The 22,523-nt window shown below is 46.4% G+C and carries 28 protein-coding genes; 25 read left to right on the top strand and 3 right to left on the bottom strand.

From position 1 onward, the window contains the following. The 5 genes from gcvPA (at position 1) to ACH97_RS21040 (ending at position 6,155) form a co-directional block, all read left to right on the top strand. On the top strand, positions 1 to 1,347 hold the full coding sequence (gcvPA, locus tag ACH97_RS21060; RefSeq protein WP_025811166.1) for an aminomethyl-transferring glycine dehydrogenase subunit GcvPA: 1,347 nt from the start codon (positions 1 to 3) through the stop codon (positions 1,345 to 1,347). Further along, a complete protein-coding gene (gene gcvPB / locus ACH97_RS21055) occupies positions 1,340 to 2,797 on the top strand; it encodes an aminomethyl-transferring glycine dehydrogenase subunit GcvPB (RefSeq protein WP_020452160.1) in 1,458 nt (485 codons plus the stop codon). Before gcvPA ends, gcvPB begins: the two co-directional genes overlap by 8 nt. Before the next feature lie 363 nt (positions 2,798 to 3,160). Then, positions 3,161 to 4,417, top strand: coding sequence for a glycine/proline betaine ABC transporter ATP-binding protein OpuAA (opuAA, locus tag ACH97_RS21050; RefSeq protein ID WP_020452159.1), 1,257 nt, complete (start codon positions 3,161 to 3,163; stop codon positions 4,415 to 4,417). Beyond that, a complete protein-coding gene (locus tag ACH97_RS21045) occupies positions 4,417 to 5,271 on the top strand; it encodes an ABC transporter permease (protein WP_020452158.1) in 855 nt (284 codons plus the stop codon). Before opuAA ends, ACH97_RS21045 begins: the two co-directional genes overlap by 1 nt. Then, on the top strand, positions 5,271 to 6,155 hold the full coding sequence (locus tag ACH97_RS21040) for a glycine betaine ABC transporter substrate-binding protein (RefSeq protein ID WP_020452157.1): 885 nt from the start codon (positions 5,271 to 5,273) through the stop codon (positions 6,153 to 6,155). The genes ACH97_RS21045 and ACH97_RS21040 overlap by 1 nt, the downstream gene beginning before the upstream one ends. Before the next feature lie 154 nt (positions 6,156 to 6,309). Here the strand turns inward: ACH97_RS21040 and ACH97_RS21035 are convergent, their stop codons facing one another. Next, entirely contained in the window at positions 6,310 to 6,723 is a 414-nt protein-coding gene (locus tag ACH97_RS21035) for a rhodanese-like domain-containing protein (RefSeq protein ID WP_043054396.1), read from the bottom strand. A 154-nt stretch (positions 6,724 to 6,877) separates the two neighbouring features. Between ACH97_RS21035 and ACH97_RS21030 the strand changes: the two genes are divergently transcribed. The 3 genes from ACH97_RS21030 to ACH97_RS21020 all read left to right on the top strand — a co-directional run bounded on the left by ACH97_RS21030 (position 6,878) and on the right by ACH97_RS21020 (position 9,241). Continuing rightward, positions 6,878 to 7,714: a lipoate--protein ligase family protein gene (locus ACH97_RS21030; RefSeq protein WP_020452155.1), complete on the top strand. Its 837-nt coding sequence runs from the start codon at positions 6,878 to 6,880 to the stop codon at positions 7,712 to 7,714. A gap of 91 nt (positions 7,715 to 7,805) precedes the next feature. Continuing rightward, positions 7,806 to 8,234: a transcriptional regulator MntR gene (gene mntR / locus ACH97_RS21025; protein ID WP_020452154.1), complete on the top strand. Its 429-nt coding sequence runs from the start codon at positions 7,806 to 7,808 to the stop codon at positions 8,232 to 8,234. A 131-nt stretch (positions 8,235 to 8,365) separates the two neighbouring features. Then, positions 8,366 to 9,241, top strand: a complete 876-nt coding sequence (locus tag ACH97_RS21020; RefSeq protein ID WP_020452153.1) for a patatin-like phospholipase family protein — start codon at positions 8,366 to 8,368, stop codon at positions 9,239 to 9,241. On the opposite strand, the gene ACH97_RS21015 is transcribed toward ACH97_RS21020, so the two are convergent. Then, positions 9,238 to 9,624 carry an SA1362 family protein gene (locus ACH97_RS21015; RefSeq protein WP_048349973.1) on the bottom strand — a complete coding sequence of 129 codons (387 nt, stop codon included), beginning with the start codon at positions 9,622 to 9,624 and terminating at the stop codon, positions 9,238 to 9,240. The genes ACH97_RS21020 and ACH97_RS21015 overlap by 4 nt on opposite strands. Before the next feature lie 38 nt (positions 9,625 to 9,662). Then, positions 9,663 to 10,616 carry a DUF1385 domain-containing protein gene (locus ACH97_RS21010; protein WP_048349974.1) on the bottom strand — a complete coding sequence of 318 codons (954 nt, stop codon included), beginning with the start codon at positions 10,614 to 10,616 and terminating at the stop codon, positions 9,663 to 9,665. 251 nt (positions 10,617 to 10,867) lie between these two features. Here ACH97_RS21010 and ACH97_RS21005 point away from each other — a divergent pair, with 251 nt between their 5' ends. The 17 genes from ACH97_RS21005 (at position 10,868) to nusB (ending at position 22,517) form a co-directional block, all read left to right on the top strand. Further along, complete coding sequence (locus ACH97_RS21005; RefSeq protein ID WP_048349975.1) at positions 10,868 to 11,404, top strand: YqhR family membrane protein; 537 nt, start codon at positions 10,868 to 10,870, stop codon at positions 11,402 to 11,404. 79 nt (positions 11,405 to 11,483) lie between these two features. After that, positions 11,484 to 11,921: a type II 3-dehydroquinate dehydratase gene (gene aroQ, locus ACH97_RS21000; protein WP_048349976.1), complete on the top strand. Its 438-nt coding sequence runs from the start codon at positions 11,484 to 11,486 to the stop codon at positions 11,919 to 11,921. A 15-nt stretch (positions 11,922 to 11,936) separates the two neighbouring features. Further along, a complete protein-coding gene (locus ACH97_RS20995) occupies positions 11,937 to 12,998 on the top strand; it encodes a M24 family metallopeptidase (protein WP_048349977.1) in 1,062 nt (353 codons plus the stop codon). Positions 12,999 to 13,029: 31 nt separating this feature from the next. Then, entirely contained in the window at positions 13,030 to 13,587 is a 558-nt protein-coding gene (efp, locus tag ACH97_RS20990) for an elongation factor P (protein ID WP_020452147.1), read from the top strand. A 162-nt stretch (positions 13,588 to 13,749) separates the two neighbouring features. Beyond that, on the top strand, positions 13,750 to 14,031 hold the full coding sequence (locus ACH97_RS20985) for a YqhV family protein (RefSeq protein ID WP_048349978.1): 282 nt from the start codon (positions 13,750 to 13,752) through the stop codon (positions 14,029 to 14,031). Positions 14,032 to 14,122: 91 nt separating this feature from the next. Continuing rightward, a complete protein-coding gene (gene spoIIIAA, locus ACH97_RS20980; protein WP_048349979.1) occupies positions 14,123 to 15,046 on the top strand; it encodes a stage III sporulation protein AA in 924 nt (307 codons plus the stop codon). After that, complete coding sequence (spoIIIAB, locus tag ACH97_RS20975; RefSeq protein WP_020452145.1) at positions 15,040 to 15,555, top strand: stage III sporulation protein SpoIIIAB; 516 nt, start codon at positions 15,040 to 15,042, stop codon at positions 15,553 to 15,555. The genes spoIIIAA and spoIIIAB overlap by 7 nt, the downstream gene beginning before the upstream one ends. 22 nt (positions 15,556 to 15,577) lie before the next feature. Continuing rightward, on the top strand, positions 15,578 to 15,784 hold the full coding sequence (gene spoIIIAC, locus ACH97_RS20970; protein WP_003183409.1) for a stage III sporulation protein AC: 207 nt from the start codon (positions 15,578 to 15,580) through the stop codon (positions 15,782 to 15,784). 12 nt (positions 15,785 to 15,796) lie between these two features. Next, positions 15,797 to 16,192 carry a stage III sporulation protein AD gene (gene spoIIIAD, locus ACH97_RS20965; protein WP_256164082.1) on the top strand — a complete coding sequence of 132 codons (396 nt, stop codon included), beginning with the start codon at positions 15,797 to 15,799 and terminating at the stop codon, positions 16,190 to 16,192. A gap of 21 nt (positions 16,193 to 16,213) precedes the next feature. Beyond that, entirely contained in the window at positions 16,214 to 17,419 is a 1,206-nt protein-coding gene (gene spoIIIAE / locus ACH97_RS20960) for a stage III sporulation protein AE (protein WP_023855173.1), read from the top strand. Positions 17,420 to 17,430: 11 nt separating this feature from the next. Next, a complete protein-coding gene (gene spoIIIAF / locus ACH97_RS20955) occupies positions 17,431 to 18,060 on the top strand; it encodes a stage III sporulation protein AF (RefSeq protein WP_048349980.1) in 630 nt (209 codons plus the stop codon). Further along, positions 18,053 to 18,748 carry a stage III sporulation protein AG gene (spoIIIAG, locus tag ACH97_RS20950; RefSeq protein ID WP_048349981.1) on the top strand — a complete coding sequence of 232 codons (696 nt, stop codon included), beginning with the start codon at positions 18,053 to 18,055 and terminating at the stop codon, positions 18,746 to 18,748. The genes spoIIIAF and spoIIIAG overlap by 8 nt, the downstream gene beginning before the upstream one ends. Beyond that, the gene (locus ACH97_RS20945) at positions 18,749 to 19,387 is read left to right on the top strand and encodes a SpoIIIAH-like family protein (RefSeq protein ID WP_035338363.1); all 639 of its coding nucleotides are present in this window, start codon (positions 18,749 to 18,751) and stop codon (positions 19,385 to 19,387) included. Positions 19,388 to 19,560: 173 nt separating this feature from the next. Further along, positions 19,561 to 20,040: an acetyl-CoA carboxylase biotin carboxyl carrier protein gene (gene accB, locus ACH97_RS20940; RefSeq protein WP_048349982.1), complete on the top strand. Its 480-nt coding sequence runs from the start codon at positions 19,561 to 19,563 to the stop codon at positions 20,038 to 20,040. An 11-nt stretch (positions 20,041 to 20,051) separates the two neighbouring features. Further along, positions 20,052 to 21,404, top strand: a complete 1,353-nt coding sequence (gene accC, locus ACH97_RS20935; RefSeq protein ID WP_020452138.1) for an acetyl-CoA carboxylase biotin carboxylase subunit — start codon at positions 20,052 to 20,054, stop codon at positions 21,402 to 21,404. Positions 21,405 to 21,451: 47 nt separating this feature from the next. Further along, a complete protein-coding gene (locus ACH97_RS20930) occupies positions 21,452 to 21,835 on the top strand; it encodes an Asp23/Gls24 family envelope stress response protein (RefSeq protein WP_031304734.1) in 384 nt (127 codons plus the stop codon). Positions 21,836 to 22,127: 292 nt separating this feature from the next. After that, a complete protein-coding gene (gene nusB, locus ACH97_RS20925) occupies positions 22,128 to 22,517 on the top strand; it encodes a transcription antitermination factor NusB (RefSeq protein WP_020452136.1) in 390 nt (129 codons plus the stop codon). Positions 22,518 to 22,523 lie beyond the last annotated feature (6 nt).

Raw genomic sequence — 22,523 nt, 5'->3', positions numbered from 1 at the left:
ATGAAGCACCGTTACCTGCCAGCTACAGATCAGGATAAAAAAGAAATGCTTGAGGCAATTGGAGTCGAGAAGATCGACGAGCTATTCTCCGATATACCCGAAAGCGTTAAATTTAAAGGGGAATACCAAATTAAAAAGGCAAAGTCCGAGACTGAGCTCACAAAAGAGCTGACGAAACTCGCGGCTAAAAATAAAGATACAGTGATGCACGCCTCTTTTTTGGGAGCGGGCGTATACGATCATTACCAGCCCGTCATCGTGGACCACGTGATTTCGCGGTCGGAATTTTACACGGCCTATACACCGTATCAGCCTGAAATTTCTCAAGGGGAGCTCCAGGCGATCTTTGAATTTCAAACGATGATTTGCGAGCTGACGGGCATGGATATCAGCAACTCGTCGATGTATGACGGGGGAACGGCATTAGCCGAAGCGGCAATGCTTGCTTCAGGACATACAAAAAAGAAAAAAATCGTCGTTTCGGAAACCGTCCATCCCGAATCGCGCGAGGTTTTAGTAACGTATGCGAAAGGACAGTACATCGACGTGGTAGAAGTCCCTGCCAAAAACGGAACAACAGATCTTGCGGCTCTTGATGAAGCCGTCTGCGAAGATACAGCAGCAGTGATCGTCCAATACCCTAACTTTTTCGGGCGAATTGAGCCGCTGAAAGACATTGAACCGATCGCCCATAAAGGGAAAAGCATGTTCATCGTGTCCGCCAATCCGCTGGCTCTCGGGCTTTTAACACCGCCCGGGGCACTGGGAGCTGACATCGTTGTCGGGGATGCCCAGCCGTTCGGAATACCGGCCGCTTTCGGCGGGCCGCACTGTGGATTCTTTGCCGTCACGAAAAAATTGATGAGAAAAGTGCCTGGCCGTCTCGTCGGTCAGACGGAAGATGAAAACGGGAAAAGGGGATTCGTTCTCACCTTGCAGGCGCGCGAGCAGCATATCAGACGGGATAAAGCAACATCAAATATATGCTCCAACCAGGCGCTCAATGCGCTTGCCGCATCAGTCGCCATGACGGCGCTCGGCAAAAAAGGCGTCAAGGAAATCGCGTGGCAGAACCTGCAAAAAGCGGCTTACGCAAAAGAAGCAGCTAAACGGGCCGGTCTTGAAGTCGTGTTTGACGGGCCGATGTTCAATGAGTTTGTCGTCAGGCTCAATGAACCTGTCGAAAAAGCGAATGAACGCCTGCTTGAGAAAAATATTATCGGAGGCTACGATCTCGGCGCTTCATATCGGGATTTAAAACAGCACATGCTGATCGCCGTGACAGAGCTCAGAACAAGAGAGGAAATCGATACACTCATGAATGAATTGGGGGATCGCCATGAATAATCAGGATCAATCGCTTATTTTTGAAGTATCAAAAGAAGGGCGGGTCGGCTACAGCCTTCCTGAGCTTGACGTCCCTGAAACAGATGTGACAGACGTCCTTGACGAAGCGTATCTCAGAGATGAACCGGCAGATCTCCCCGAAGTGTCTGAGCTTGATATTATGCGCCATTATACGGCTTTATCGAGGCGCAACCACGGAGTGGATTCGGGCTTTTATCCGCTCGGTTCATGCACGATGAAGTACAACCCGAAGATTAACGAAAAAATCGCGAGAATCCCAGGACTTTCTGCGATCCATCCGCTCCAGGATGAACGGACCGTGCAGGGTGCGCTGGAGCTCTTGTACGACTTGAGCGAGCATTTGGAAGAGATCACGGGGATGGATGAGGTCACCCTTCAGCCGGCTGCGGGTGCGCACGGCGAGTGGACCGGGCTGATGATGATCCGCGCGTTCCATGAGGCAAACGGCGATCATAAAAGGACGAAGGTCATTGTACCTGATTCGGCCCACGGTACAAACCCGGCGTCTGCGACTGTTGCCGGATTTGAAACGGTCACCGTCAAATCGAATGACGACGGTCTTGTTGATCTCGAAGATTTAAAGCGTGTCGTAGATGAAGAAACAGCCGCGTTAATGCTGACTAATCCAAATACGCTCGGCCTTTTTGAAGAAAATATTTTAGAAATGGCTGAAATCGTCCATAAAGCCGGAGGAAAGCTGTACTATGACGGAGCGAACCTAAACGCCGTTCTCAGCAAAGCAAGGCCGGGTGACATGGGATTTGACGTCGTCCATTTGAACCTTCACAAAACCTTTACAGGACCGCATGGAGGCGGAGGACCTGGATCAGGCCCTGTCGGCGTCAAGAAGGAATTGATTCCGTATTTGCCGAAGCCGGTGCTGGTGAAAAAAGATGGCCGTTATACCTTTGACCATGACCGTCCGCATTCGATCGGCAGGGTGAAACCTTACTACGGAAACTTCGGCATCAATGTGAGAGCTTATACGTACATTCGTTCAATGGGGCCGGACGGGCTCAAAGAAGTAACGGAAAACGCCGTTTTAAATGCGAATTATATGATGAGAAAGCTTGCTCCATACTACGATCTGCCGTTTGACCGGCACTGTAAGCACGAATTTGTGCTGTCGGGAAGGCGCCAGAAAAAGCTGGGAGTCAGGACGCTTGACATCGCAAAGCGGCTTTTGGACTTTGGCTTCCATCCGCCGACTATCTATTTCCCGCTCAATGTCGAGGAATGCATCATGATTGAACCGACAGAAACAGAGTCTAAAGAAACGCTCGATGCGTTTATCGATACGATGATCCAGATTGCAAAAGAAGCGGAGGAAACGCCTGAAGTCGTTCAAGAAGCACCGCATTCAACCGTTGTGAAACGCATGGATGAAACAAAAGCTGCGCGGAAGCCCGTGCTGCGTTATGAAAAATGATAAGAAGCCGGCGGATCGATTTCGCCGGTTTTTTTGTAAAAAAAACAAAACATCTTTATGTAAACGGTTTATGTACTGAATGATAAGGATTTCTCTCGTATTAAATAGTAAATTCATCAAATTTAAAATTAAAAATAAAAATTACATTGTAAAACGTGATAGTTTCAATGTTTATATGAAATATAATGGTTTAATTTACCTTGAAAGAAGAGGATTATGGAGCATTTAAAAGGATTCACAAGGATAGAGAGTGATAACGATGAATATGAAGGTTTGATACAAAATGACAGTGAATATGCCGTTTGTCTCATATGTTACATAAATGTTACGGTATATTAGATTGCTTCATACGGGAGGAGAAATATGAATTCAGACGAAAAGCCAATCAAGATAAAAGTAGAAAAAGTGTCTAAAGTTTTTGGGAAAAATACAAAGAAAGCAACGCAGCTGCTTGCCGATGGCAAAACCAAAAAAGAAATTCTGAAAGAAACCGGGGCGACCGTCGGGGTGAACCAAGCGGATTTTAGCGTGTATGAAGGTGAGATATTTGTCATCATGGGTCTATCAGGGAGCGGTAAATCAACCTTGGTGCGGCTTTTAAACCGGCTGATTGAACCGACTGCAGGACATGTGTACATAGATGGTGACATGATAACAAATATGTCCAAAGACCAGCTTCGGGAAATCCGCCGGAAAAAAATCAGCATGGTCTTTCAAAAGTTCGCTCTGTTTCCGCACAAAACGATTCTTGAAAACACAGAGTACGGATTGGAACTGCAAAAAGTCGATAAAAGTAAACGCCGGATAAGAGCTATGGAATCATTAAAGCTTGTCGGTCTTGAAGGATATGAACAGCAATATCCGGATCAGCTGAGCGGCGGGATGCAGCAGCGCGTCGGGCTTGCCCGCGCATTGACGAATGATCCGGACATTCTGCTGATGGACGAAGCGTTCAGCGCGCTTGACCCGCTGATTCGCAAAGATATGCAGGATGAACTCCTCGATTTGCATGAATCAGTAGGCAAAACGATTATTTTCATTACCCATGATCTTGATGAAGCGCTGAGAATCGGCGATCGAATCGCATTGATGAAAGACGGAAACATCGTTCAAATCGGTACGCCGGAAGAGATCTTAATGAACCCGTCAAATGAATATGTTGAAAAATTCGTTGAAGATGTCGACTTGTCTAAAGTGCTGACAGCCGGTCATATTATGAAACGCGCTGAAACCGTACGCGCAGACAAAGGGCCGCGCGTCGCTCTGACGCTGATGAAAAACCTCGGGATTTCCTCAATTTATGCCGTTGACAAACACAATAGGCTTCTTGGTTCTGTTGATGCTGAAACAGCTAAAAAAGCAGCCGAAAAAAGCCAGACGCTGGAGAGCGTCATCTCGAGAGACATTACAACCGTGGAAGAGAATGCGATCCTGACGGATATTTTTGAATTGGTCTCTGATGCCAGCATCCCGATTGCTGTCGTCGATGAAAAACAGCGGATGAAAGGGATCATCGTCAAAGGCGCGTTAATCGGAGCGCTTGCCGGAAATGACCGGTATATTAATGCACATTCAGATCATGAACCAGCTCATGAAACTGTTGTTCAGGAGGTGAGATAATGTTTACTTTATCATCGCTTCCCCGCATTCCTTTAGCCGATTGGATCGATCAGTTTGTTGACTGGCTGACGGTGTCGTTCGGCGGGGTATTTAACGGAATTGCCAGCGGAGTGGAATCGTTTGTTGATGCGATTGTCCAAGGCCTGGGTTTTGTTCCGCCGGTTATTTTGACCGTTATCTTTGCCGCGCTCGTCTGGCTGATCAGCAAAAGAGGCATTGCGCTGTTTACTTTAATCGGATTTTTTATCATTGATTATTTAGGATATTGGGACGCCATGCTCCAGACATTGGCGCTTGTCGTCACATCCGTTCTGATTTCTGTCATTATCGGCATTCCGGTCGGAATCTGGGGCTCCCAAAAGAAAACGGTTCGGAGAATCGTTACGCCCATTCTTGACTTAATGCAGACGATGCCGGCATTCGTTTATTTGCTTCCGGCCATCTTCTTTTTCAATATCGGGGTTGTGCCGGGTGTTGTCGCTTCCGTTATCTTTGCGATGCCTCCGACAATCCGGATGACAATCTTAGGAATTCAGCAGGTGCCGGAAGATCTGATTGAAGCTACAGAAGCATTTGGTTCAACGACAAGCCAGCGGCTCTTTAAAGTGCAGCTGCCGCTTGCGACGAGAACCATTCTGGCCGGTATCAATCAAAGCATCATGCTTGCGTTGTCAATGGTCGTTATTGCATCCATGGTAGGTGCGCCTGGACTTGGAGAAGAAGTTTACCGGGCTGTTACCCAGCTGCAAACGGGTACCGGTGTAGAAACCGGGCTTGCGATTGTTATTATTGCGATCGTACTTGACCGGGTTACACAAAATATAAAATTGAAAAAAAGCAGGGGGAATGCATAATGTGGAAAAAGATAGCGGGAATCGGCACTGCAGCAGTACTGACATTGGGTCTGGCTGCCTGCGGAAGCAGCAATAATAATGAAAACGCGTCTGTAGGCGATCAAGTCAGTTATAAAATTACCGGCATTGATCCTGGAGCGGGCATTATGAATGCAACGGACAAGGCGCTCAAGGATTACAATCTCAGCAAGTGGGCTGTAACATCAGGCTCAAGCTCAGCGATGACAGCTGCATTGAAAAAAGCTTACGATAAAAAAGATCCGATCATCATTACGGGTTGGACACCGCATTGGATGTTTGCAAAATACGATCTCAAATATTTGAAAGATCCAAAAGGTTCTTACGGCGATGCCGAAGAAATCCATACTGTTACGCGCAAAGGATTCAAGGACGATCATCCGGGCGCACACAAGCTGCTCAGCCAATTCAGCTGGACAGAGGATGATATGGGAGAAGTCATGCTTGCCGTTCAGGAAGGCAAAAAAGCGGAAGAAGCTGCAGCAGATTTCGTAAAAAAACATCAAGACCTTGTTAAGAAATGGACAAAAGGCGTCGATAAAGCGGACGGCGAAAAAATTAAGCTCGGCTATGTGGCATGGGACAGTGAAATTGCGAGCACAAATGTCATCGCAAAAGTTCTTGAAGACTTAGGCTACAACGTGACGCTCAGCCAAGTAGAAGCAGGCCCGATGTGGACTGGAATTGCAAATGGAAGCGTCGATGCTTCACTTGCTGCATGGCTGCCGCAAACGCATAAAACATATGCTGAAAAATACAAAGGCAAATACGAAGATATCGGTACAAGCATGACAGGCGTAAAAATTGGCCTTGTCGTTCCGACATACATGAAAGATGTCAATTCAATCGAAGACTTGAAAAAATAACGAACAAAGCCGGCGAACCCATTTCGTCGGCTTATTTTTATTTGAAGGATCATCTGCTCCGCCTGTTTTGATTGTCTGCAGGATATGCTAAAAAAAATCCTAAAACGCAAAGACGCTTTAGGATGTTGGCCGCAACTGGAGACAGCTGCGGTTATTAATTTTTCGTTTTAATTTTTCCGCCCCATTTTTTGAACCCGCCTTTCAGGTTGTAAATCTCCTTACAGCCGTGTTTGCGGAGCGTTTGGGCGGCTCTTCCGCTTCTGACGTTGTTTTGGCAGTACAGGTAAACCGGTTTGTCAGGACGGATTTCGCTTTTTCTTTGCTTAAGCTGTGAAAGCGGAATGTTTCTCGCACCCAAAATGTGGCCGCCTTCATACTCGTTCGGCTCGCGCACATCGATGAGCTGTGCTTTGCGATAGCCGGCCCGGAATTCTTCTTCTGTCAAGGTTTTCATAATGCGCTGCTGATAGATGTATGAAACGACCGCGTAGATGATGAGCGCGGCGCAAATCAAGAGAATGATAATGCTGCTGGTAGACAATCTGATCCGACTCCTTTTTGAATTCATCCCGTCTGATAATCGGGAGATTTTTAACGATATGTTAAGACAAATACTATTATAGTAAAGCCTCAGAAATCTGTCATCTGATTCGCTGAATTTATTTTCAATTTTAAGAGGGAATGGTAGACTTATTTTATACCAAAGAAAAAGAGGGTAGGTTATGGAAAAAGAAATATGGCGTTTTATCGATTCGGGACGACAGGATCCCGCTTTTAATATGGCGCTCGACGAGGCGCTCCTTTATTGGCACAGCGAAAATAAGATTCCGCCGACCATCCGCTTTTACGGCTGGAATCCGCCAACGCTTTCAGTCGGCTATTTCCAAAATATCGAAAAGGAAATCAATCTGGATGCCGTCAAAAAACACGGTTTAGGCTTTGTGAGAAGGCCGACCGGCGGAAGAGGCGTGCTCCATGATCAAGAGCTGACCTACAGTGTTATTGTGTCTGAAGAACACCCGGAAATGCCCAAGACGGTGACGGAAGCGTACCGCGTCATCTCAGAAGGTATTCTTGAAGGCTTCAGAGAGCTGGGACTTGATGCGTATTTCGCCATACCAAGAACGGAAAAAGAGAAACAGAGCCTGAAAAACCCGAGATCTTCCGTCTGTTTTGACGCGCCGTCGTGGTATGAGCTCGTTGTCGAAGGCAGAAAGGTCGCAGGAAGCGCCCAGACGAGGCAGAAAGGAGTCATTCTCCAGCACGGTTCGATCCTTCTTGATCTGGATGAGGACAAGCTCTTTGATTTGTTTATTTACAAAAATGATCGCCTCAGAGAGCGCATGCAGAGAAACTTCAAACAAAAAGCGGTCGCCATCAATGAGCTCGCAAAAGAAAAAATCACGATTGAAGAAGCGAGCAATGCTTTTAAAAAAGGGTTCGAAAAGGGGCTTAACATTCATTTGGAGCCTTATGAACTGACAGAAGAGGAAACGGAATTTGTCGCCGATCTCGCCAGAACGAAGTATGCGGCAGATGAATGGAATTATAGAAGGTAATCGGGTGAAAACGTTATCCCGTTGCTTGTTTTTTACATGCACATAGTGTAAACTTGTTATGATTTGAATAGGTGTGATTTGGAGGGATTTGATGACAACACCGAGTATGGAAGATTACATAGAACAAATTTATATGCTGATTGAAGAAAAAGGATATGCAAGGGTCTCAGATATAGCCGAAGCTCTGGCCGTCCATCCCTCCTCGGTTACAAAAATGGTTCAAAAACTCGATAAAGACGAATATTTGATTTATGAAAAGTATCGCGGCCTCGTGCTGACGCCTAAAGGGAAGAAAATAGGCAAACGTTTAGTATACAGACATGAATTATTGGAGCAGTTTTTACGAATCATTGGTGTTGACGAAGAGAAAATTTATGATGATGTCGAAGGAATCGAGCATCATTTAAGCTGGAACAGCATTGACCGTGTCGGAGATCTTGTGCAGTATTTTGAAGACGACAGCAAAAGAATCGACGATTTGAGAAGCGTCCAAAAAAGAAACGAACAGGAAAATCAATAAAAGCCGCCGGGTATCGGCGGCTTTTCTCTTTCTGTATCAGTTTTTCCGGCTGCCGCTTTGTCTCATGGTCTTTTTTTTCGGTCCGTTTCTTAAAATGGTGTAAAGCCATCTTTTAAGGGAGGGAGATCGCGATGTACATCGACGGGGTTTTTTCTGGCGGCGGTATGAAAGGGATTGCACTTGTGGGAGCATACGAGGCGCTTGAGAAACGGGGCTTCCGATTTAAAAGGCTGGCCGGAACGAGCGCCGGTTCGATTATTGCCTCGTTTATCGCGGCAGGTTATACAAGCGCGGAAATCCGTCAAATGATGGAAGAATTAAATGAAAGCGAGCTCCTTGACCCGAGATTTTCACTCTTGCCTTTGAAAATGCTGCAATGGGCATCGATTTATTGGCGGCTCGGTTTATATAAAGGAGATAAGCTGGAAAACTGGATTTCCGAAAAGCTGAAAGCGAAAGGTATTTCAGTTTTCGGGGATCTTGAACAGGGAAAACTGAAGTTGATCGCCTCCGACTTATCGAATGGCAAGATGCTTGTGCTGCCTGACGATTTAAACAGATACGGCTTAAATCCAAGGCGTTTTTCCGTTGCCAGGGCTGTCCGAATGAGCTGCAGCATTCCTTATTTTTTTGAGCCGGTGAAGCTCAAGTCCTCCAGCGGCATCAGCGTTGTCGTAGACGGCGGAGTTCTGAGCAATTTTCCGATGTGGCTGTTTACAACAGAAAAAAAACGGCCGGTATTGGGCATCACGCTGATGCCCAATGAAAAAGAGAGGCCGAAGAAAACGATTAAAAATGCGTTCGAGCTGTTCGGGGCGCTGTTTGAGACGATGAAAGAGGCGCATGACGCCAGGCACATTGCCACAAAACATGAGCGGAACATCATTTTTTTACCTGTGGAGGAAGTCTTGTCGACTGAATTCGCGATGTCGGCAGAAAAAAAACTAGCTCTAATCGAGCTAGGAAAAAAACGAACAGAATTATTTTTGAAACAGTGGACGTTTTAAAAGAAAGCCCTGTTTTTCTTTTTGCTTTTTTTGCCTTCAATCACTGTCAGCTGAGTCTGGCTTTTTTTCTTCACCAATACCGGCTTCGATTTATTGATAGACGGTACGCTTCTCAGATGATTAACCTTGCCTTTTATAGAGCGTTTTTTGTGATCCTGAAAACGCTTGTTGGATTGCTTGGCTGCTTTCTTAAAAGCGGCTCCTTCACTGCCCATATCGCGATTGGAAATGCGCCTGATCACGAAATAAATGATGGCGCCGACCGCTGCAAAAACAAACAAGTATTGGAGCAGGCGGCCCGGACTTGTGACGGCGAAATAGACAAACCCAAAAATTCCAAACGCAATAATTAAAGCTGAGACAGGATGTACGCGTTGCTTCATAACTGTCCACCTCCCAAAAAATTAACCAATTCGTTGCATTACATTACGATATTAGAAGGTTCCTTCTGTTCGTCCTCTGCTTTGGTCTCCATATGAAGAAGCTCATTGAAGCTTGCGATGGCTACTTCCACCTGGTCGTCAGACGGCTCTTTCGTTGTTAAAAGCTGCAGCCACAAACCCGGATAGCCGAGCACCTTCAATACGGGGATGTCTCTCAGTTTGTTTGTCAGCTGCAGGACTTCAAATGAAATGCCGAGAACGACGGGTATCAGTGCGAGTCTATTCAAAATACGGACCCAGAGAGGGTCAGTAGGAACAAGCAAGTAAACAAACATGCCCACGATGACGGTGAATAGAATAAAGCTGCTTCCGCATCGGTAGTGCAGTCTTGACTGCCGCTGAACGTTTTCAACCGTGACCGGCAGATTTTGCTCGTAACAGTTTATGACCTTGTGTTCTGCTCCGTGATATTGAAAAACTCTTTTAATAAAAGGAGTGCATGATATGGCGTAAATATAGCTTAAGAGAAGGAGCAGCTTAAAAAAGCTTTCGATCATAATCTGCGCGACGTCCGACTGAAAGACCGGACGGGTGAGCTCCGCTAAAAAAACGGGCACGAGCGTAAAAATAAACTTGCTGAACAAAAAAGACAGGACGCCGACTGCAGCGAGGCCAAAAATCATCGTCAGCTTGGACGGCTTCTCTTCTTTCAATTGATCGTCTAAAGAAGGATCGAGGTCATAGCGTTCGCTCGAAAAATTCAAGTGCTTGGTGCCGTTCGCGCTCGCTTCTATAATCGCGATAATCCCTCTGAGAAAAGGAATTTTCTTTAATTTTTCAAGCGCCGGATTAGTTTTCCGAGGCAGCTTGAAAAATTCAATGCTTCCGTCTTTTCTGCGGATCGCGGTTACATAATGGCGCCTGCCGCCGAACATAACGCCTTCGACGACAGCCTGCCCTCCGTATGCGGGCTGTTTTGTTTGATTTGACATTTGCATCAACCTATCTGTATCAATCTATGAGTACATTAACCATTTCCTTACACCTATTGTACAGGAAAAACGCTGAAACCTCTAGATTGACGGGCTCAAAAATTTAAGAAATTCGAACCTCTTACAATGCCAAATCTAATTAAAGTATACCCTTTTTCATGCTTTTTACACTCGGATCTTAAAAATCCGGGAAAGCTGATGTTGGCGAGGCTGTTTTTGGACATACTGGAAATGGAGGTGATCTGGACTGTATGGGTAATGAAGACAATCAAAAACAGCCGGAAGAGCTTGAGCAAAATAAGCGTGAAACTCCGATGACTTTCATCGGAAGGGTGATCACGACTGGCTTTGTCGGCGGAGTGCTTTGGAGTGCAATCGGTGAACTGGCGTTCCTTTTTAAGTTCTCCGAAGTCAATGCAAACATGATTCTCCAGCCTTTTGTCATCGGCGATTGGAAAAACGGATTTCTCGGGACGTTTATCAGCGTCCTGCTGATCGGAGTTATTTCCATCGGGGCTGCCCTGCTTTACTACGGCACTTTGAAGCAGGTCAAAGGCATGTGGGCAGGCATTGTATATGGAGCCGTTTTGTGGGCTGTCGTGTTTTACCTGTTCAATCCGATGTTCCCAGATGTTCAGACTGTGGCTGAATTAAAGAGGGAAACGGTTGTGACGACGCTTTGCATTTACCTGCTTTACGGTTTATTCGTCGGCTATTCCATTTCGTTTGAATACAATGAGCTCAATTCTGAAAAGCTGACGCGGGCCCTTGGAGAAACAAGAGAATAGTGCCTGATCAGGAAGCAATATGATAAAATGTTCACTGTAAGTGGACATTTTTTTGCGTGATGAGAAGGGGGAAGCAGAGTTGCCGCATATTTTAATATTGAACGGACCGAATTTAAACCGGCTTGGAAAACGCGAACCCGATGTATACGGTACAGACACATTAACTGATTTGGAGCAAAAACTTTTTCAATTTGCCGAAGGCATTCAGATTGAATTGACTTTTTTTCAATCAAACCACGAAGGGGACCTGATTGATGCTCTTCATGAGGCAGAGGAACAATACGATGGAATCGTCTTGAATCCGGGGGCTTTCTCCCATTACAGCTATGCCATCCGCGATGCGGTGGCTGCAATCAGCATACCGGTGATTGAGGTTCATCTTTCAAACCCTCATGCAAGGGAAGAGTTCCGGCACCGCTCGGTCATCGCTCCGGTTGCAAGAGGCCAGATCACGGGACTCGGCTTTGAAGGTTATAAGCTGGCCATCTGTTATTTTATGAACACAAATAACAAATAGGGGGACTAGTGGACAATGAAACTAAACAAATTGAGAGAGCTTTTCGGCGGTTTGGGCATTGACGGGATTTTGGTGACGAGCAGCGTTAATTTGCGGTACATCACCGGATTTACGGGATCTTCAGGACTGGCGGTCATCTCCGGCGACCAAGCAGTCTTTATTACAGATTTCCGCTATACAGAACAGGCGAAAGATCAAATCAAAGGCTTTGACATTGTTCAGCATGCCGGCGGAATCGTTCAAAAGGCCGCCGAAGTGATCAAAGAGATGGGGATAAACAAAATCGGTTTTGAACAGGATAAAATGACATACGGAACGTATGCCGCCTACAAAGAGCAGCTTGGCGCAGCTGAACTCGTTCCTGTTTCTCAATCTGTGGAAAAGTTGCGCTTGATTAAGTCTAGTGAAGAGATTAAGATATTAAAGGAAGCTGCAAAGATTGCAGATGATGCATTCAGCCATATTCTGACGGTCATAAAGCCCGGCATCACCGAAATTGAAGTCGCCAATGAGCTCGAGTTTTACATGCGGAGCCAGGGAGCGGATCATTCGTCCTTCGATATGATCGTGGCATCAGGCGTACGCTCAAGTCTGCCGCACGGAGTGGCAAGCGGCAAAGCGATTGAGAAAGGCGACCTTGTGACATTGGACTTCGGGGCTTACTATAAAGGTTACTGCTCGGACATAACGCGTACGGTCGCTGTAGGAGAGCCGGATGATGAGCTGAAACGCATTTATCAAACCGTGTTTGAGGCGCAGGCTATCGGCATGCGCAGCATCAAGCCGGGAATCACCGGGAAACAGGCTGACGCTTATACAAGGGACTACATATCTTCACAAGGCTACGGCGAGTATTTCGGCCATTCAACAGGCCACGGCCTCGGCATGGAAGTTCATGAAAGTCCGGCGCTTTCAGCACGTTCGGACCAGATGCTTGAAAAAGGCATGGTTGTAACGGTTGAACCGGGAATTTACATACCGGGCAAAGGCGGGGTCAGGATAGAAGATGATATTGTCCTGACAGAGGAAGGAAACGAATCCCTTACCCATTCCGCGAAAGAATTAATTATTTTATAATCCGTTTGATTGGAGCAATAGGAGGATAATCATGATTTCAGTAAACGATTTTCGTACAGGATTAACGATTGAAGTAGACGGAGGCATCTGGCGCGTTGTTGACTTCCAGCACGTTAAGCCGGGAAAAGGTGCGGCATTTGTCCGCTCCAAACTGAGAAATCTTCGCACAGGCGCGATTCAGGAAAAAACATTCCGCGCAGGTGAAAAAGTGGCGCGCGCCCAAATTGAAACAAAAACGATGCAGTACTTGTATGCCAACGGCGACCAGCACGTGTTTATGGATACGACATCTTACGAGCAGCTTGAGCTGAACGAGAAGCAAATCGAACATGAGCTCAAATTTCTGCTTGAAAATATGTCTGTCCACATCATGATGTATCAGACAGAGACGATCGGAATCGAACTTCCGAATACGGTCGAACTGAAAGTTGTTGAAACAGAACCGGGCATCAAAGGCGACACAGCCTCAGGCGGAACAAAACCGGCAAAAACAGAAACAGGCCTTGTTGTCAACGTGCCGTTCTTCGTAAACGAAGGAGATACGCTTGTTGTCAATACTTCTGACGGATCTTACGTATCAAGAGCATAAGAGTAACAGCGGGAAAGAGCCGGCTTCATTGAAGCCGGCTCTTTTTTTGCTGTCTGAAATCTTTTACCTCTCACAGGCCAAATAGAAAAATCGGAAGACTACTTTTTCAATGAAGAGCATAGATTGTAAAAAAAGAGGATGTGTTACTGGAGGTTTAAGATCATGAAGCTTTTCTTTGGACAAGTCAATCCGACGGTTTTGACAATGGTTGCGTTAAGGGTGGTATCATCTTTGATCGAACTGACGGCGGCTGTCGTGATGCTTTTGACAAACGACGTCAGAAAAGCCGTGGCGGTCAACAGTGTGCTTGCGATGGTCGGGCCGCTCATCTTTATTATTACAATGACAATCGGCATCTATCAGATTGCAGGGCAGCTTTCTTACGCAAAGCTGATTTTGATCTTTATGGGAGTGGTGTTGATCATTGCGGGGATCTATAAATAGTGACACATGATAAGAGAGACCGACTTGTCATAATGTCTTCCTTTGATCATACATTTTTATAGAAGACAAGCAAAAAGAGGAGGGAGTGTTTTTGCATCACATCACAGAGATTCTCCCCGATACGATCAAACGCGCGCTCAGCGGTCTTGGCGACCATGAAATCAATCAGATAGAAGAAATTCGGATTCGGACAAGTCGTCCGCTCGAACTGGTGAACAAAGGAAAGCCGCGCTTTCTCCCTTATGCGGCGACGCCTGAAGACTCGGCGCTTCTTTTAAACAGGCTGGGAAATTACAGCATGTATACACTGGAAGAGGAATTGAAAAAAGGATATGTCACGATCAGAGGCGGACACCGCGTGGGGCTTGCCGGCCGGGTTGTCGTCGAAAACGGAGCAGTCAAAGGAATCAGAGAAATATCATCATTTAATATCCGCATTGCCAAAGAAAAAATCGGCATTTCCGAACCGTATATCCCTCATTTATTTCAAAACTCGTGGCTGAACACGCTGATCATCGGTCCGCCGCAAACCGGAAAAACAACACTGCTCAGAGATCTCGCCAGGCTGATCAGCACAGGAAGCGGCTGCGTGTCTGCCAAAAAAGTGGGAATTGTCGACGAAAGGTCTGAAATCGCAGGTTGTGTAAACGGCATCCCGCAATATCGGCTCGGCGACCGGGCAGACATCCTTGACGCCTGTCCAAAAGCGGAAGGCCTGATGATGATGATCAGATCGATGAGTCCCGAGGTGATGATTGCCGATGAGATCGGGAGAATGGAAGACGCAGAAGCGCTCTTGGAAGCGGTCCATGCGGGGGTGTCTGTCATCGTTTCGGCTCACGGCTGCACATATGCCGATATCACCAGGCGTCCATCATTGAAAATGCTTCAGGAGCACCGGGTTTTTGAGAGAATCGTGGAACTATCCAGAAAGAACGGTCCCGGCAGCCTGAGCCGCATCTTGAACGGGAATGGAGAGCCGCTCGGTGCGGCGAAGAGGATGTTATCATGCTGAAGCTTTTAGGTGCCGTGCTTATTTTGGCAGCAGCCACATGGACAGGATTTGAAATGGCGAAGCCTTTCAGGGATAGACCGAAGCAAATCCGCCAGCTGTTGGCCGCTTTGCAGTCTTTAGAGGCTGAAATCATGTACGGGCACACACCGCTCCTTCAGGCGTCAAAGCAGATCGCACACCAGCTTTCCGGGCCGATAGCTTCTTTGTTTCAGACATTTGCAGAACAGCTGGAAAAAGGCAGCGCTTCAGCGGGGACGGCATGGGAAGACAGCTTGGAGAAAGTATGGCCCGAAACGGCTCTCAAAAAGAAAGAATACGAGATTTTACGGCAATTCGGCGAAACGCTTGGCCGTCATGATCTGATTTCTCAGCAAAAACATATCAAACTGGCGTTAACCCATTTAGAGACAGAGGAAGCTGAAGCAAATCTCGCCCAGGCGAAAAATGAAAAAATGGTGAAGAGCCTTGGGTTCTTGTCGGGACTGCTGCTGATTCTTCTATTGATGTAATGAAGAGGGGAGCATACACGAAATGGGAGTAGACGTAAATATTATTTTTCAAATTGCCGGCGTCGGGATCGTCGTCGCTTTTCTTCACACCATACTGGATCAAATGGGGAAGAAGGAATATGCCCAATGGGTCACGCTTTTAGGATTCATTTATATATTGTTCATGGTGGCTACTGTTGTCGATGATCTATTCCAAAAGATAAAAGCTGTCTTTCTATTTCAAGGATAGGGGGGCTCACTCATTGAAATCGTACAAATCGTAGGATTGGGAATGATCGCCACCTTCCTCAGCTTGATTGTGAAAGAGCAAAAACCGACGTTTGCTTTTATGATTGTCGTTTTTGCCGGATGCACGATTTTTTTATTCTTAGTCGATCAAGTCTACGAAATCATTCGGATGATTGAAAAAATAGCTGCCAATGCCAACATCAACATGATGTATGTCGAAACGATTTTGAAAATTATCGGGATTGCTTATATAGCGGAGTTTGGCGCCCAGCTGACGAAAGATGCCGGACAGGGTGCGATTGCTTCAAAAATCGAATTGGCAGGCAAGATCCTCATCTTAGTCATGGCCGTGCCTATTTTAACCGTCATTATCGAAACGATCATCGGACTCATCCCTTCCATGTCTTAGTCAGAAAGGAGGATTTCCTGAGTGAAGCGTTTTCTGTTCTGGCTCTTGGTCATAGGAATCGTATGCTTTGGAGCGCATGATGTACAAGCTTCGCCACAAGAAGCGGAGCCGGCTGGGGAACCCGCCGCGGAAGAATCGGCTGAAGCGATGGCCAGAGAGCAGGCTGAAGGTTTGGAGCTTGACCGGGTCGGGGAGTTCTGGAACAACATTTTGACTGAGTATGGAGGACACCTTCCCGAAAGTCAAAAAGGAAGCCTGCTTGAATTTGTCAAAGGTGAAAAGCACTTTTCGCCTGAGGAATGGAGCAAAGCGCTGTTTTCTTACTTGTTTCATGAAGTGCTGGCTAACGGGAAACTGCTCGGGACGCTGATCCTGTTGACCATCTTCTGCGTGCTGCTTCAGCTTTTGCAAAACGCGTTTCAGCAAAGCACCGTCAGCAAAGTGGCGTATGCAATTGTCTACATGGTGCTGATCATTCTTGCGCTCAACAGCTTTCGGGTTGCCGTCACATATGCGAATGAAGCGATCCAGACGATGACAAGCTTTATTCTGTCGCTCGTACCTTTGCTTCTAGCGCTGATGGCGACTTCGGGAGGAGCCGCCTCAGCCGCATTTTTTCATCCGGTCATTCTCTTTCTCATGAACACGAGCGGCTTGTTTATCCAATATATCGTGCTGCCGCTTTTGTTTTTATCAGCGATTTTAAGCATTGTCAGCACGATGACGGACCAGTATAAAGTCACACAGCTGGCTCAGCTCCTCAGAAACGCGGCGATCGGCACGCTGGCTGCATTTTTAACCGTGTTCCTCGGTGTCATCTCGGTTCAGGGCGCCTCAGCCGCAGTGACGGACGGCATTACTTTGCGGACGGCCAAATTCATCACCGGAAACTTCATCCCCGTATTGGGCCGCATGTTTACCGAAGCGACGGACACGGTGATCAGCGCGTCTCTCCTGCTGAAAAACACCGTCGGGATACTCGGGGTGGCGATCTTGATTTGCATCGCAGCCTTTCCCGCAATCAAAATCCTCTCCCTCGCGCTCATATACAAAATTGCCGCAGCCGTTCTCCAGCCTCTCGGAGGCGGTCCGGTGATCAGCTGCCTGGATGTTATCAGCAAAAGCGTCATCTACATTTTCGCGGCCATGGCCATCGTTTCGCTGATGTTTTTTTTAAGCTTAACCGTGATCATTACAGCGGGGAATTTGACGATGATGATGAAGTAGGGAGGGATGAGATGGAATTTCTGACAGAGTGGCTCACGAACATTATTCTATTTATTCTGATGGCGATCGTCATCGATATGCTTCTGCCGAATTCGAGCATGCAAAAATACGCGAAAATGGTGATCAGCCTGCTCTTGATCGTTGTGATACTGAATCCGATCTTCTCTTTATTCAGGACCGATCCGGATGTAATCTTTGAGAGGCTTACAAAAAACGGACAAGTTCAGTCAAACGAAATAAAAAATCAATTGAATTCAGAAAAAAAAGAAATACAAGCCTCACAACAAGCATATATCTTAGAACAGATGGCTGTTCAATTGAAAAAGAGCGCAGAGGGAAGGTTTATCAGCGACAAATACAAGATTGACCGAGTCGCGGTCTCTTCTGACAGCCAGCTGAAAACAGAGAAAGATCTCAGTAAGCATGCGGAAGTCTCGGTATTCATGGAACCGGCATCCGAAAAAACGGTCCAAGCCGTCGCTCCTGTCGAAATCAATACGGATCGAGGCTACCAGCCAATGCGAGAAAGAGAAAAGAAAGAGACGGGGGAAGTCAGAGAACAGCTTGCAGGCATATGGGAAATAAGCCCCGACAAGATTACAGTTCATATTGAAGGGGGAGAACGAAGCGGCAATGAATAAAAGAACCTGGATCGAAAAGCTGATCGGCCACCTGCTACCCAAAGACGAGAAAAACGGAAAAAAGCTGACGAAATATCACTATTTTCTGCTGCTTTTTGTTCTCGGCGTTTCCTTCATGCTCGTCAGTCAAATCTTCTCTTCCGAACCTTCTCAAGATCGAGCGGCAGATCAGCCGTCGGCTTCACAAAAAGCTTCGTCTGAAAGCGCCGGACAGAGCGGTGAAGGTGAAAAAGAAGTGTTCAAACCCGCCTCAGATGACAAAACGAAGGACTCGATCCAAGATTACGAACAGGAATATGAGAATCAGCTCAAAGACATATTGGAAACGATTATCGGCGTGGAAGACGTATCAATCGTCGTCAATGTTGATGCAACCTCATTGAAAATATTCGAGAAAAATAGAAAAACCCAGGAGACTTCAACGAATGAGACAGATAAACAGGGAGGCAAGCGAACGGTGTCTGAAATGTCTTCTGACGAAGAAATTGTCATCATCAAAAACGGAGATAAAGAGACGCCTGTCGTCGTTCAGACGAAAAAGCCCGATATCAGGGGTGTTCTCGTTGTCGCTCAAGGAGTCGACAACGTTCAAATAAAAAAGACCATCATTGAAGCAGTGACAAGGGTTCTTGATGTTCCGAGCCACCGCGTCGCTGTTGCCCCTAAAAAAATGAAGGAGGATTCATAAATGATGCTGAAAAAACAAACGGTTTGGCTTTTAACCATGTTAAGTCTCGTCGTTGTGCTGAGTGTCTACTACATTATGTCGCCTGAAGGAGAAAATGTCGTCACGGTGGATGACAAAGAACAAGTCGCTGCTGAAAAAGAAAAACCGATGAAAGAAGAGCCTGCCAAAGATGGCAAAGAAGACACCGCGCCTGCTAAAGACAAAACTGAAGGGAAAGACACAAAAGATAAAGAAACGTCTGCGAGTGAGCAGAACGGAGAAGTTGTAACAAAAGAATCATCCGGTGATGAAGATTTATTCACAACATACCGCATGGAAATGGACGATCAGCGCAGCAGGGAGAGGGAGGAATTAACTGAAATCGTCAGAAGTGATAAAGCGACGGCAAAGGAAAAAAGCGAAGCTTACGACAAGATGACAGAGCTCAGCGAAGCTGAAGGAACGGAAAAGACGCTTGAAACGCTGATCAAAACAAAAGGCTATAAAGACGCCTTGGTCAATGCCGACGGCGATAAAGTCAATATTACGGTGAAGGCGAAGGAGCACTCGAAGGCCGCTGCCACCGATATCATCGACATCGTCGCAAAAGAAGTGAAAAACTTAAACGATGTGGCTGTGACGTTCGAGCCAGCAGAGTAAACATGTCCCGCTTGCAAAAAGCGGGATTTTTTTATGCTTGAGGCTCCTGTTGATGCAGGGCGCTCATGATTGTAGTTGAATTCGGCATTCCTCTCCTGTAAGATGAATATAGTATGTACTTTTAGTACTAACTGATAAATGCGTAAAATCTTTTTCATTAGGAGTGCGATAGCATGTTAAACATTGATGAAATCAGACAGTTGATAAAATTAATTGATGAATCTTCGATAAATGAATTTACATACGAAAACGAAGGATCGAAGGTTGAACTGAAAAAACAAAGCGGAACCGTGCAAACCATCCAGCAAGTGGCTGCTGCGCCTGTTCAAACACCGGCTCCGGAAGCTCCCGCGATGCAAGCGCAAGTTCAGGATGCGCCTGCAGCAGAAGAAGCCGCAAAAGACGGCGGAAACCTCCACAAAATCACCTCTCCGATGGTCGGAACGTTTTATGCGTCTTCTTCGCCTGAAGCCGACCCTTACGTAACAGTCGGTTCGAAGGTAACAGAAACCTCTGTCGTCTGCATTGTGGAAGCAATGAAGCTCTTTAATGAGATCGAAGCCGAAGTGAAAGGCGAGATCGTTGAAGTATTGGTTGAAAACGGCCAGCTGGTTGAATACGGACAACCTTTATTTTTAGTAAAAGCAGAGTAAGGAGCAATAAGATGATCAAAAAGCTATTAATTGCGAACAGGGGAGAAATTGCTGTCAGAATTATCAGAGCTTGTAAAGAACTGGGGATCGATACAGTAGCCGTCTTTTCCGAGGCCGACAGAGAGGCGCTCCATGTTCAGATGGCTGATGAAGCATTTTGCATCGGACCTAAGCTATCAAAAGACAGCTACTTGAATATAACGAACATCGTCAGCGTCGCCAAAATGACCGGCGCTGATGCGATTCACCCGGGCTACGGTTTCCTGGCGGAAAACGCCGATTTTGCCGAGCTTTGCGAAGAGGTAAACGTAACCTTCGTCGGTCCGACAGCAGACGCGATCTCTAAGATGGGGACAAAGGATGTTGCCAGGGAAACGATGCAGCAGGCTGGCGTTCCGATCGTACCGGGTTCCAAAGGAATTATTGAAGATATTGAAGATGCGGTTTCATTAGCGCGCGATATAGGGTATCCTGTCATTATAAAGGCAACTGCCGGGGGCGGCGGAAAAGGAATCAGGGTCGCCCGTACGGAAGAAGAACTGATCAACGGCATTAAAATCACTCAGCAGGAAGCGGCCACCGCTTTCGGCAATCCGGGTGTGTACATTGAAAAGTACATTGAAGACTTCAGACACGTCGAGATCCAAGTGCTTGCGGACACACACGGAAATACGATTCACTTGGGTGAACGCGACTGTTCAATCCAAAGAAGGCTCCAAAAGCTGCTTGAAGAAACTCCTTCACCTGCGCTTGATGAAGGAATCAGGGAGCAAATGGGGCAGGCGGCTGTCAAAGCGGCTGAAGCCGTTAAGTACACGGGCGCGGGAACAGTTGAATTTATCTACGATTACCGCGAGCAGAAGTTCTACTTTATGGAAATGAACACGCGCATTCAGGTTGAGCATCCGGTAACAGAGATGGTGACGGGCGTTGATTTGATTAAAGAGCAGATCAGAGTGGCGTCAGGTGAAAAATTAGCCCTCACCCAAGATGAAGTCACTTTTAACGGCTGGGCCATCGAATGCCGGATTAATGCGGAAAACCCTGAGAAAAACTTCATGCCTTCTCCGGGAAAAATCGAGATGTATCTGCCTCCGGGCGGGCTCGGCGTCAGAGTGGATTCTGCGGCTTATCCGGGATACTCGATTCCTCCTTATTACGACAGCATGATTGCAAAAGTCATCACATACGGTAAGACGAGGGAAGAAGCTGTATCAAGAATGAAAAGAGCGTTGAGCGAATTCGTCATCGAAGGCGTTCATACGACGATACCGTTCCATCTGAAACTGCTCGAGCACGAAACATTCGTAAGCGGAGAATTCAATACGAAGTTTTTAGAAATATATGATGTAATGGGGTCGTAATTTTAACGGAGGTGAACATATTGAAAGACGACAACAGCTTATTGGAAATGAGCCATGAAGACAATCATTTAGGAAAAGTGGAAATCGCTCCGGAAGTCATCGAAGTCATTGCCGGAATCGCAGCTTCCGAAGTTGAAGGCGTAGCTGAAATGCGCGGCAATTTTGCGACAGGTGTCGTGGAACGGTTTGGAAAAAAGAATCACGGCAAAGGCGTCAAAGTTGATTTGTCAGATGACGGAATTATCATTGATGTTTATTGCGTGATGATGTTTGGTGTTTCGATTCCTAAAGTTGCAAATGCCGTTCAGGATAATATCCGCCAGACGCTTCTCAATATGACAGCTCTTTCGATTAATGAAATCAATATTCACATCGTTGGCATTCAATTCGATTCAAAAACGCACGAGGTGGAAGTCGATCAAGAGATGTAGTGCGGTGAAGTGGAAGAACCAAGGGGAATGACGGCCCTTTGGTTTTTTCATGTTCCGTTTTAAAAAATGACGTTTAAAAGCATCTTTCCGCTGTTATCGACCAAAAATAAGAGGAACCGGAAAGTTTGCAAAGAAGTTCGAAAAACGAATGATAACAAATGTTTGTTTCTTATTATTCGGTTATTGACGATAAAACCGCGATTTTTGCATGCGGAAAGACTAAAAATATGATATGATCTCTTTGTGGCTTAAACGGCAAGCGGCAAAGAGGGTTAAAGGAGAAAAAGAAAGAATGAAAAGAAGAACAGCAAGAGAAAAGGCTTTGCAGTCACTATTCCAGATTGATGTCAGTGATACAGAACCGAATGAAGCGATGCAGCACGCCTTGGACGGGCAGGAAAGCGACGCTTTTTTCGAGCAGCTTGTTTACGGGGTCTTAGAGAACAAAGAGAAAATCGATGAGATGATCAAACGGCATCTCGTCAATTGGAAGCTTGACAGGCTAGCGAATGTCGACCGCGCGATTTTGCGTTTGTCCGCCTACGAAATGATTTTTTTAGAAGACATACCTGTCAACGTCTCTATGAATGAAGCGATTGAACTGGCCAAGCAATTTGGAGATGACAAGTCGGCGAAGTTTGTAAACGGTGTTCTTTCTAACATTAAATCCGATCTTGAATAATCTAGG

This window comes from Bacillus paralicheniformis, assembly GCF_001042485.2.
Classification (GTDB): Bacteria; Bacillota; Bacilli; order Bacillales; family Bacillaceae; genus Bacillus; species Bacillus paralicheniformis.
Note: the sequence above shows the minus strand (reverse complement) of the source record. Positions and strands in the feature narration are given on the sequence as shown.

Bases quoted from the DNA above. Each gene is read 5' to 3' on its own strand.
- gcvPA (WP_025811166.1), top strand. From the start codon at position 1: ATGAAGCACCGTTACCTGCCAGCTACAGATCAGGATAAAAAAGAAATG.
- gcvPB (WP_020452160.1), top strand. From the start codon at position 1,340: ATGAATAATCAGGATCAATCGCTTATTTTTGAAGTATCAAAAGAAGGG.
- opuAA (WP_020452159.1), top strand. From the start codon at position 3,161: ATGAATTCAGACGAAAAGCCAATCAAGATAAAAGTAGAAAAAGTGTCT.
- ACH97_RS21045 (WP_020452158.1), top strand. From the start codon at position 4,417: ATGTTTACTTTATCATCGCTTCCCCGCATTCCTTTAGCCGATTGGATC.
- ACH97_RS21040 (WP_020452157.1), top strand. From the start codon at position 5,271: ATGTGGAAAAAGATAGCGGGAATCGGCACTGCAGCAGTACTGACATTG.
- ACH97_RS21035 (WP_043054396.1), bottom strand. From the start codon at position 6,723: ATGAATTCAAAAAGGAGTCGGATCAGATTGTCTACCAGCAGCATTATC.
- ACH97_RS21030 (WP_020452155.1), top strand. From the start codon at position 6,878: ATGGAAAAAGAAATATGGCGTTTTATCGATTCGGGACGACAGGATCCC.
- mntR (WP_020452154.1), top strand. From the start codon at position 7,806: ATGACAACACCGAGTATGGAAGATTACATAGAACAAATTTATATGCTG.
- ACH97_RS21020 (WP_020452153.1), top strand. From the start codon at position 8,366: ATGTACATCGACGGGGTTTTTTCTGGCGGCGGTATGAAAGGGATTGCA.
- ACH97_RS21015 (WP_048349973.1), bottom strand. From the start codon at position 9,624: ATGAAGCAACGCGTACATCCTGTCTCAGCTTTAATTATTGCGTTTGGA.
- ACH97_RS21010 (WP_048349974.1), bottom strand. From the start codon at position 10,616: ATGTCAAATCAAACAAAACAGCCCGCATACGGAGGGCAGGCTGTCGTC.
- ACH97_RS21005 (WP_048349975.1), top strand. From the start codon at position 10,868: ATGGGTAATGAAGACAATCAAAAACAGCCGGAAGAGCTTGAGCAAAAT.
- ACH97_RS20995 (WP_048349977.1), top strand. From the start codon at position 11,937: ATGAAACTAAACAAATTGAGAGAGCTTTTCGGCGGTTTGGGCATTGAC.
- efp (WP_020452147.1), top strand. From the start codon at position 13,030: ATGATTTCAGTAAACGATTTTCGTACAGGATTAACGATTGAAGTAGAC.
- ACH97_RS20985 (WP_048349978.1), top strand. From the start codon at position 13,750: ATGAAGCTTTTCTTTGGACAAGTCAATCCGACGGTTTTGACAATGGTT.
- spoIIIAB (WP_020452145.1), top strand. From the start codon at position 15,040: ATGCTGAAGCTTTTAGGTGCCGTGCTTATTTTGGCAGCAGCCACATGG.
- spoIIIAC (WP_003183409.1), top strand. From the start codon at position 15,578: ATGGGAGTAGACGTAAATATTATTTTTCAAATTGCCGGCGTCGGGATC.
- spoIIIAF (WP_048349980.1), top strand. From the start codon at position 17,431: ATGGAATTTCTGACAGAGTGGCTCACGAACATTATTCTATTTATTCTG.
- spoIIIAG (WP_048349981.1), top strand. From the start codon at position 18,053: ATGAATAAAAGAACCTGGATCGAAAAGCTGATCGGCCACCTGCTACCC.
- ACH97_RS20945 (WP_035338363.1), top strand. From the start codon at position 18,749: ATGATGCTGAAAAAACAAACGGTTTGGCTTTTAACCATGTTAAGTCTC.
- accB (WP_048349982.1), top strand. From the start codon at position 19,561: ATGTTAAACATTGATGAAATCAGACAGTTGATAAAATTAATTGATGAA.
- accC (WP_020452138.1), top strand. From the start codon at position 20,052: ATGATCAAAAAGCTATTAATTGCGAACAGGGGAGAAATTGCTGTCAGA.
- ACH97_RS20930 (WP_031304734.1), top strand. From the start codon at position 21,452: ATGAGCCATGAAGACAATCATTTAGGAAAAGTGGAAATCGCTCCGGAA.
- nusB (WP_020452136.1), top strand. From the start codon at position 22,128: ATGAAAAGAAGAACAGCAAGAGAAAAGGCTTTGCAGTCACTATTCCAG.